This is a genomic window from Microcoleus sp. PH2017_09_SFU_O_A (genome assembly GCF_020738625.1).
GTDB lineage: Bacteria > Cyanobacteriota > Cyanobacteriia > Cyanobacteriales > Microcoleaceae > Microcoleus.
On sequence record NZ_JAEQCF010000133.1, the window covers coordinates 1 to 10,410 of the forward strand.

The window sequence follows — 10,410 nt, forward strand, 5'->3', positions numbered from 1 at the left end:
TTTATTCCTGTAGTTTTAGGACTGTGGACTAAAATTACTAACGTAGATGTCTAACATTGACTACTTTTGGGTAGCTTTGTCCATGTTTTTACGAGCGGTAAATTCACTTAAGGAATAAGAATTAAATAACTTACAATTTTTATTCTTCTTGTGGGATGGGCGTCCCGCCCGTCCTTTCTGGACGGGCGGGACGCCCATCCCACAAATATGTGTAAATTATTTAATTCGCGATCCTAAATGAAACGTAAAATACAGCTTGCACTCAAGCTGGCTCTGTTGCTCTTCTTCCTTCCTTTTAGATTAAGTGAACTGTTTGATGCCTTCTTGCTTCTTCATTCTGCTTGGTGACGTTCTTGCAAGTAATTTTGCGACAGGGGAGTCCGTACCGCCGGCAGTAACTCTTCTGGTTTCGTGCCTCGTTGCTGTGAGTGCCGCCACCCAAACAAGCCAGCACTCACAGCAACGGGGAACAAGCAAAGCATCACTACCAGACATTTTTGCAATCCCGATTGTTTGAACGATTTCGGAGTCGGTGTAGTTACCCGAGTTGCTTGGATCGCCGCCGACTCAGAATTAGGAATAGAGTTCGGTGAATTAGCAGCAGAAGACCGATCGTTCTGGTGAACCCAATCCCTGCGCTCTTTTAATTGGTCGGGAAAATATTCCCAGACTTCGCCGTCATCTGTGTCTGACTCCTGCGGTTGATTGGCTGCGATGGGGGGGTATGGGGCGATCGTCGAGAGTCCAGACGGCGCCTTCCATTCTGTGGCCGCTCCCGCCGGCGGCGTTCCCGGTAGGATTAAATTTGGCACCGGAGAACCGGATGGCCCGCTTTGGGCTGGGGCGCCCGTCAGATAGCCGTCAAAGTCCGGGTGCTGGTAGAGAATCGGCAAAGCCCAGTATAACTGGTGAGAACCGTAGGCAGAAATTAGTCCCGCCCTGGCCCGACTCAGGCTGAGATCGACTGGATAGCCTTGATTGAGGTTGCGGTAAAACAGTCGCGTCAGAGTTAGGGCTACATCGTCGGGAATGCTTTCTGCCATTGCTAGCACTGCCGGAATGCCCCGCTTGATTAAGGCTGCGGTTAAATTGCGTTCCGAACTGTCCTCGCCGATGTCTGAGGGGTCGCCGTAGGCCCCGCGGCAGGAATTGAACACGGCCATCTGAATGCCGTTGTTAACCAGCAATCCGGCTAAGTCGTCGCCGCTCAAGGTTTCGGTTAACCCGGTGCGGCTGCTGACTAGGTAGAGTTCGCCACCTCTGGAACCTAAGTTGCTGTGGCCTGCGTAGTGCAAGACTTGGTAGTGTCCTTGTTCTAGGGCTTGAGTAAGCTGTTCTCGATCGGGCTGTTCGAGAATCGTCAGTTGAATTTCGGAGTGTGGGCCGTTTTTGAGGGGATTAGCGCTCCGGTTTTGCAGTTCTTGTTGCAAGTGGAGCACTTCTCGTTTGAGCTGCAAGCTGTCTCGATCGCTCGGAGAGGCGATCGCCACTAAAATTTTTAGCGGGCCGCTGCTGGGTACCACCCGGGTTTGTTTGAACAAACTTGTACCTGGTTGGTAGCGGGAAAACACGACATCGGTGCCGGTTGCTAAAGGGCGATCGCCCGCGTGCAGCACTTCCCACGGCAGCCGCGGCAAGTGCCTGCCTTTGAGTCCCAGGCGCAGTTGCAGCACTTCTCGGCGGTGCTGGGCGATGCCTTGAGCGCAAGTCCAGCTATCGCGCAAGTTTCCTTGAAACAGTCCGCTGTATAATTGTTGCCCCAGGGCTACTAAATTCGGCGCTGAGTTTTTTGTCGATCGCCCTGTGCGACCGGCAGCACCAGTTCCTTGGAACACGCCCACCATCGGGTCATTCATCAGTTGAGCAGACAGTGCCAGCCATTGGTCGATCGGCCAGCGGACTTGTTGCTCTGCTAAGGGTACACCGGGTGCAACCTTTTCTGTCCGCACTAGATATTCGTCGTCCCCAACTGGGGTGACTGAGAGTTTAAATTCTTGGCTCACCAATTTAGCGCCCCCCCGCCTCAAGTCTGAATGTGCCTGCGTTTTTGCAGCTAGCAATCGCGATCGGCAAACTAATTTTTACTCTTTCAATCAAAGTTTCTGAATGCGCTTCCCCCGATCGGGCGATCGCTGGGATCAAATATATTTGTTCAAACACTTTGAGGCTATAAAACTTGTACTTTAATAACAGTTTATTAGTTTTGATTGCCCTATGGCTTGGTGAAAGCCGAATTTTCTCCAATCTTGCTATTTTGAACATTTTGCACCTCTACCGCAGACCCCTTTACATTCGTCGGAAACTTGAGTTTGTCATTGCTCAGTAAAGTTAAATAGGAGGCACTTTACCAGGCGGATCTCTAGTTCTTATTAAGATTACTTCAGCTATCGCCCACCTGTTTCAGGGCAATATCGCAGGCAATTTTGAGTAAATTTTTGGCGGTAGCGATCGATCGCTGTGTCCTCACCACTTATCCTCTACCATCAACCCCCCATTTCAAATCTTGATTTTGTGTCAATTAATGAATTGGTCAGCCGGCGAGTCCTCATCCGTAAGCCCTGAGTCCTCATCCATAAGCCCTGAGCGGCGATCGCTAATCGATAGAGCGACCCTCTAAAATTCCTCATCGATTATTGCTAATTTACCGCTTCTATGTTAATGTTATTTTTTTGTTTAACTGTCTTAATCTAGCTAAAGTGAAGCAGGAAAAATAAAGTCAAGTGTCCGAGAAGTTTTCAGAATACAACTGCTATCGAATATTCCAGCCCTTTCCAGCAACCAGGATTTTTCTCATCTAGAGGACTGAGCCTCATCCAGCCTCTTTTTCGGTGAAATATTGGGAAAAGGCAACCATAAACTTACAAATAAACCGGGTTTATCGTGTCCACCACGGGTCATTTGCGCTCAAAATGCCGATCGAGCTTGTAATTTTAACCAAAAACAATGCCACTTTTCAGTTGACAGTTGACTGTTGACAGTTGACTGTTGACCGCTTGAGGGCTACCTCTCCATAAAAGGAAGAGGATTGAAACAGTGAAGAATTTTGTTTTATTTCCCCCTAAAAGGAGGAGGCTTTAAACCCATTCTTCTTGGCAAAAATTAATGCAATTGTAGGCAAGGTTCAAGACAATACAAAATCTGTCATTACTAATCTCAAATTTAAAATCTCAAACCTAAAATCGTATAAATTATGTGTTTATTGCTATGTGTTATAGAATTTTACAAGAAAGAATTAGTCGAAAGCCGGAACCCGGAGCGGGAGAAATTAAAATCAGGCTATTCATTACTCCAATACTCGGACTTTTCGGTAGAGGCCGCTCTCAAACTGTCAACTGTCAACTGTCAACTGTCAACTGTTGAAAATCTGTATTGAGCCAGATATTATTGGGCAGAATTGCTATTTTGTTCTAAAATACAAAATCTTATCAGTTCGCGAGGCTGGCTCGAATTCAGATAAACTTATACGACAGAAAATTAAAACAAATATTTGCCGGGGCGAATCATCTAATTTATTTATTAATCATCGGGAACTAAAATTAGGAGCGTACAGTCACTGGCAAAAGAGATGCAAATCCTAAGTCAGGGAAGGATTTGTCAGAGCTGGGAGTGTTACAAAAAGTTAAGGCAACTAGGCTCGATCGCAGGAAAAGCAAGGTAAAATTTGGGTAATAAAGGTTTTGGGTAGTTATGTGGGAGTTGTCAGTTGCGAGTTTACATTCTGCAAATCCACTGTAGAAATTACGTAGAAAATCTACAATCCGGCCCATTTAGGCGCGGCTTACTGTAGAAATTACGGATAACATCAAAAGCGAGTTGCGCTCCGGCGCAGGACTTGGGGTGTATGTCGCGGCTTAATTATTTGGGGTGGGCAATTGCAGAATATACAACTCGCAACGGATGGAAATAACCCCTTGCAGTTTAAATAAATAGCATCTATAAACAGAAAGGTAGGACATCAGCCGCTCTAACAGGCGAAAGTATGAAGTTGTAAAATTATGCTTCTGCTACATCCTCCTTGCTGATAAACTGACTCAAAGAAACTCAGCCCTTTTGTGGAAATATCAAAGATGAAAGAAGAAATGTTGGAAAATGTATCGGGAACACTTTTTCCAGATCGAGATGAAACAGAAATTTCTGACCTAAAAAAAACCACTTTGTTTTCACAGATCGCCCTGGATGATGAGCAGCCAAAACTCGTGTTTTCCCCCAGCGAGCTCGATCGACTCGCCGATTTTCGGGATGCTAGTGCTATCAATTCCGATAGCGGGTTAGGCAAGTTAGTGGACGATGCGATCGCACAAAACAGCGGCATCACTAACGGCAAAGTTCCGAATCTGCCTAAGGACGAATCCCCCAAAGTTACTGATGATAGCAGCAAAATTCCTGAATTGAGCGGTGTACCCGAAGAAGGTGCGGGCGACAAAAAAGACAAAGACAAAAAAGATGACAGCGGTAGCGATCCGCAGACGATCGAAGGTACCGATGGCGATGACATAATTGTTGCCACGGGCGCTAACCAGTCGCTGTACGGCAAAAGAGGCAAAGACAAACTCAAAGGAAAGAGTGGCAAAAATAAACTCTATGGAGGCAAAGACGGCGACGATTGCGAGGGCGGCGATGGCGATGACGAAATAAGAGGCGATCGCGGCGACGACAAGTGCGACGGCGGCGAAGGCAACGATACCCTCTACGGCGGCAAAGACAACGACACTCTTTCTGGTGGCACCGGCAACGATACCTGCAAAGGCGATGACGGCGATGACTGGGTACACGGCAACGACGGCAAGGATGACGTTGACGGCGGCAGCGGCAGTGATACCGTCTACGGCGGCAAAGGCGACGACACCTGCAATGGTGGCGAAGGCAACGATACTGTCAGGGGCGATCGGGGTAACGACAACGTTAACGGCGGCGAAGGCAATGACACCGTTAACGGTGGCAAAGATAACGATACCGTCATCGGCGGTGCTGGCAATGACGATTGCAGCGGCGACGACGGCGACGACACCGTAATGGGAGGCAGCGGCGACGACACCACAACAGGTGGTGCCGGCAACGACAACGTTAGCGGCGACGAAGGCGACGACAGCGTTGTCGGCGGCGACGGCAAAGATACCTTGATCGGTGGCGAAGGCAACGACGCTTGCAGCGGCGACGAAGGCGACGACAGCGTTGTCGGTGGCGCCGGTGACGACACCGTGATGGGCGGTACTGGCAACGATACCCTCGTTACTGGCGACGGCAATGACATGGCAGACGGCGGCGATGGCGACGACAGCGTTGTCGGCGGCGGATCTGGCAACGATACGCTGATGGGTAATGCTGGCAACGATACGATCGTTGGCGGTACTGGCAACCATACCTGTAGCGGCGGTGCTGGAAATGACGTTTTTGTCATGGATATGGGTAACAATACCACTCCCGGAAGTTCCGTCATCACTGACTACGCAGACGGCTTCGACAAGTTTCTACTGTCTGGCAGCTTGAACTTTAGCAGCTTGTTGTTTGTACAAGTCGGCCTCAATACCGAAATTCGACTCAGCAGCAATCAGTTGGTGCTGGCACTATTGTTGAATGTTAGCGCCACGATTCTCAATGCTGGCGACTTTTTGGGAGTTAATGGTAGCTCTCCAAGCCCAAGCCCAACTCCAACTCCAACCCCAAGTCGAATAGTTAGTACCCCTCCGCGATCGCAAGCCAACAAAACACTCACTGTCGGTTCCGACGGCTTGCCACAAACTATTACTGGTGACTTGTTGAAGTTTGTCGATAACGAGCAAAGTGCTAGCGAAACAGTCTTTAAGTTAACGGAGCTCCCTGATGCTAAAACCGGGAAACTATTCTTTAAGGGAGTAGAGGTAACACAAGTCGGTTTGAGCTTCACTCAAGTAGACATTAGCCTCAATTTGTTAACTTTCCAAGCTGTAAAAGGTTTTAGCGGTGCGGCTAGTTTTGGTTTTGAAGTAAGCGACGGCAGAAATATTGTCACCAGCCAACGTTTTAGCTTCAATGTCGAGCAAAATATCTTTAATTTTGCTGGCAATACAACTCCTCAAGTGATTGTCGGTTCGCTCACGCTAGATAACGACATCGAAGGCGGCGACGGCGACGATACCATTACAGGCGGTAACAAGACCAACAAAATTAAAGCAAACAAAGGCAAGGACAAAATTAAAGGTGGCGATGGCGGCGATAACGATATCGACGGCGGCGATGGCGATGACGAGATCGAAGGTGGTAAAGGCAAAAACAAAATTAAAGGAGGTAACGGCAAAAACAAAATTAAAGGTGGCGATGGCGGCGATAACGAGATCGAAGGTGGCGATGACGATGACGAGATCGAAGGTGGTAAAGGCAAAAACAAAATCAAAGGAGGTAAAGGCAAAAACAAAATCAAAGGCGGTGATGGTGAGAATGATATCGAAGGTGGCGATGACGATGACGATATCATCGGTGGTAAAGGCAAAAACAAAATCAAAGGAGGTAAAGGCAAAAACAAAATCAAAGGCGGTGATGGCGATAATGATATCGAAGGTGGCGATGACGATGACGATATCGAAGGTGGTAAAGGCAAAAACAAACTCATCGGCGGTATTGGCAATGACAAAATTAAAGGCGGCGATGGCGAGAATGAGATCGACGGTGGCGAAGGAACCAATACTCTGATTGGAGGCGCTGGTAAGAATCGCTTTATTTACAAAGTTTCCCGCGAAAAGATTAAAACAGTTCTAGATGCTGACTTAATTACTGACTTTAAGGCTGATGAAGATCTCTTAGAGTTGTCTGCCGCAGCTTTTGGCAATCTCAGCCTTACCAGCTTGACTCGACTGGCGATTACGGCTACTTCTACTGTTGGATCGATCGGCAGTTCTAACTTACTCGACTTCAGCGCCGATATCACCGTTACCAGCATCGCCACTTTGCAAGCGCGGTTTGCAGCTTTGGGCGGCAACAGTGACGCACCTACTTTCTGTCAGTTTACAGATGCCGAAACTAACCGTTCCGTGCTGGTATTTGCTGTTGGGGCGCGCTTTGAAATTGTCACCAGTTTCTCGCTGAAATTTAGCCTGCAAATCAGGAACTTTGTCTTCAGCGGCCCGCAACTAAATGTTCCTGTCGGTACTTCCGGCCCTGACAATTTAAACTTCGGCACTTATCCGGCCGCAGTTAATTTCAAGGCTTTGGCTGGCGATGACAACATTGTCGGCAGCAACTTTAACGATACCATCGACGGCGGTGACGGCAACGATACCATCACCGGCGGCCTCGGTGCTGATGTCCTCAGCGGTGGCAGTGGCACAGATCTGTTTGTTTACAACACAACTAAAGAAGGTGGCGATAAAATTGCTGATTTCAAATCTGGAACAGATAAATTCCAGTTTGTATCGAGCGAATTCGGCAATGTGACTACTACTAACTTTGACGGTGTTAGCGGTTCAACTCCTGACATTACCGGCAAAGAGTTAGTCATTTTCACTGGCGGAACCTATGCCAGTCTCGAAGCGGCACAAGCTAAGGCTACAGGAAGTTCTACAACTCCTGGTTTCTTCGCATATAACAATGCTGCGAACGAAACGGTGTTGGTGTTTGACTCTAACGGTACAGCACCAGGCGGTTTCACAACTGTTGCGAATCTGGGTACTGCGGCGGGGACTTTGGGCACAGCAGACTTTGTGTTTACTGGTGCGATCGCAACTTCTCCGACTGGTACTTCTACAAATTCCGGCAGCATTGTAGATTTAACTGCTGCTGGGAATACCTATCCGAGTGGTAGCAATAATTTCGGTTCAGGTGTTGGCGGTTACAACTTCAGCACACCCGTCTTATTTACCGGAGATGCGAAGGCTAACAATGTCACTGGTACTCAATTTGCTGACATCTTCAGCGGTGGTAGCGGTGCAGATATTCTGACTGGCGGCAGTGGTGCAGATATCTTTGTTTACAATTCTCCCGGTGAAGGCGGTGATACGATTACTGACTTTGCCTTTGGGGTTGACAAATTCAAGTTTGCCAGTGGTGCTTTCGGGAATTTGACTACTACTAACTTTGACGGTGTGACGGGTTCAACTCCTGACATTACTGGCAAAGAGTTAGTGATTTTCACCGGCGGGAATTATTCGACTGTGGAAGCGGCGCAAGCTAAGGCTTTGGGCGGTTCTACAACTCCTGGTTTCTTCGTATATACGAATACGAACAGCGAGACGGTGTTGGTGTTTGACTCGAACGGTACAGCGGCAGGCGGTTTCACAACTGTTGCGAATCTGGGTACGGCTGCGGGAACTTTGGGCACAGCAGACTTCTTGTTTACTGGTGCGACTGGTTCTGCTCCGACTGGTACTTCTACAAATTCCAGCAGCATTGTTGATTTAGTTGCTAATCCGGGTACTTTCCCGACAACTGGAGTTTACAACTTCGGTTCTGGTGCGGGCGGTTACAATTTTACCACTCCTGTCTTGTTTACTGGCAATTCAACTGTGGCGAATAACGTCACTGGTACTGAGTTGGCTGATATCCTCAACGGTGGTGGCGGTGCAGATACGATCGCTGGTGGCGGCGGTGCAGATACTATCACCGGTGGTGCCGGTGTAGATATTTTGACTGGCGGTTCTGGTGCAGATATCTTTGCTTTCAAGGCTCCCGGCGACGGCCCGGATACGATTACTGACTTTACCTTCGGAACTGACAAATTGCAGTTTGCTGCGAACGCTTTCGGCAATTTGACTTCTACGAATTTTGTCAGTGCGAGCGGTTCAAATCCTGACATTACTGGCAAACAATTGGTGATTTTCACCGGTGCCAATTATTCGACTGTGGAGGCGGCTCAAGCTAAGGCTGTGGGTGGTTCTACAACTCCTGGTTTCTTCGTATATACGAATACGAACAGCGAGACGGTGTTGGTGTTTGACTCGAATGGTACAGCGGCAGGTGGTTTCACAACTGTTGCTAATTTGGGTACGGCTGCGGGGACTTTGGGCACAGCAGACTTTGTGTTCACAGGGACGATCGTTGCTTCTCCAACTACCCCTGCTCCGACTTCTGGTAGCATTGTCAATTTAGTGACTAATCCGGGTACTTTCCCGACAACTGGAGTTTACAACTTCGGTTCTGGTGCGGGCGGTTATAACTTTACCACTCCTGTCTTGTTTACTGGCAATTCAACTGTGGCGAATAACGTCACTGGTACTGAGTTCTCCGATATTTTGAACGGTGGTTCCGGTGCTGATATCTTCAACGGTGGGGCTGGTAATGACAGCATCTCCGGTGGTGCTGGTAATGACAGCATCTCCGGTGGTGCTGGTAATGACACTTTAATCGGCGGTTTGGGAACAAATGCTCTCAGCGGTGGATTGGGTTCTGATGTGTTTGTGTTCACCGGAACTACTGCTGGTGGCGGGGATATCATTACGGATTACAGCATTGTTGATGATGTAATTAACATTGACAAGATTGCTTTTGCTGGGTTGGGTTCGGGGCCTTTGGGTGTGAATTTCTACCGGTACAGCAGCACTGTTGCTACTGTAAGCGCGATCGAGTCATCCTTGACTTCGCCGTCGATTATTGCTCTCTTCGATAGTGCAGCTAATACTACTAAGCTGTATTACGATAGCAACGGTTCGACGGTTGGTGGCAACAGTTTGTTTGCTACTGTCAATGTCAATTTGGGAGTTTCGGGTAATTCTGAATTGTTCTTGTTCTAAACGGCAAGAATTCTAATCTGAATATCAAGGGTATGCACGGGGATACAGCAATGCTGTATCCCAACAAGATAAGGACACGGCAATGCTGTGTCCTTATTTTGTTGTTGTTGATTTTCAAACAATTTAGTGGCTTTGTTTTGGGCGGGGAAACGGCACTACCCCGTCTTTTTTTGCGGTGTTGTTGATGGTGGATACGATCGCGCGATCGCCTTTTTGGGGATTTGTGCGATGGCTTATGCCCCGCTACGCTACGCCCGAATACCGATAAATTTGTAGGGGTGAAGCATTCGGGCGAGAATAGTTGATTCCCAAGCTACCATCTAATACCCGAATGCTTCACCCAGCCCCCACAGACAAGTCATAATTACCAAATATTGGGCAATCCTGGATGCGCGTCAATGAATATTTCGCTTTTGGACAGAAAATCTTTGGTTTTTTGTTAAGGTTTGTCGCCAAAATGCGATCGCCCCTACGAGTAATTCGATCGACTTTTGGGGGAAATGTGCGATCGACTATTAGAAAATTAACTCTTCAACCCACGGAGGTGGGTTTGTCTGTGTAGACGCGGTTTCAACCGCCGTCTCTATTACTGTTGAATGATTTTGAATAATTGGGCGTTGCTGAACTAGGGTATGATGAAATGGTCGTCGGAGCGTCACAAATCACACACATTTAAAAGGAATATTATGCAATGCCCGGAATGTCAGTCTAC

5 protein-coding genes are annotated in these 10,410 nt (G+C 48.0%); 3 read left to right on the top strand and 2 right to left on the bottom strand.

Features of this window, described 5'->3' with window-relative positions; all coding sequences use genetic code 11:
- Positions 1-332 precede the first annotated feature (332 nt).
- Positions 333-2,003, bottom strand: coding sequence for a CHAT domain-containing protein (locus JGK16_RS30960; protein ID WP_293193687.1), 1,671 nt, complete (start codon positions 2,001-2,003; stop codon positions 333-335).
- A 4-nt stretch (positions 2,004-2,007) separates the two neighbouring features.
- Positions 2,008-2,262: a hypothetical protein gene (locus JGK16_RS30965; protein WP_293193679.1), complete on the bottom strand. Its 255-nt coding sequence runs from the start codon at positions 2,260-2,262 to the stop codon at positions 2,008-2,010.
- Between the two features lie 1,805 nt (positions 2,263-4,067).
- On the opposite strand from JGK16_RS30965, the gene JGK16_RS30970 reads away from it, so the two are divergent.
- The 3 genes from JGK16_RS30970 (at position 4,068) to JGK16_RS30980 (ending at position 10,260) form a co-directional block, all read left to right on the top strand.
- Positions 4,068-9,698, top strand: a complete 5,631-nt coding sequence (locus tag JGK16_RS30970) for a cadherin-like domain-containing protein (protein ID WP_293193681.1) — start codon at positions 4,068-4,070, stop codon at positions 9,696-9,698.
- Positions 9,699-9,824: 126 nt separating this feature from the next.
- Positions 9,825-9,974, top strand: coding sequence for a hypothetical protein (locus JGK16_RS30975; RefSeq protein WP_293193683.1), 150 nt, complete (start codon positions 9,825-9,827; stop codon positions 9,972-9,974).
- A 112-nt stretch (positions 9,975-10,086) separates the two neighbouring features.
- Entirely contained in the window at positions 10,087-10,260 is a 174-nt protein-coding gene (locus JGK16_RS30980; protein ID WP_293193685.1) for a hypothetical protein, read from the top strand.
- Positions 10,261-10,410: the final 150 nt, after the last annotated feature.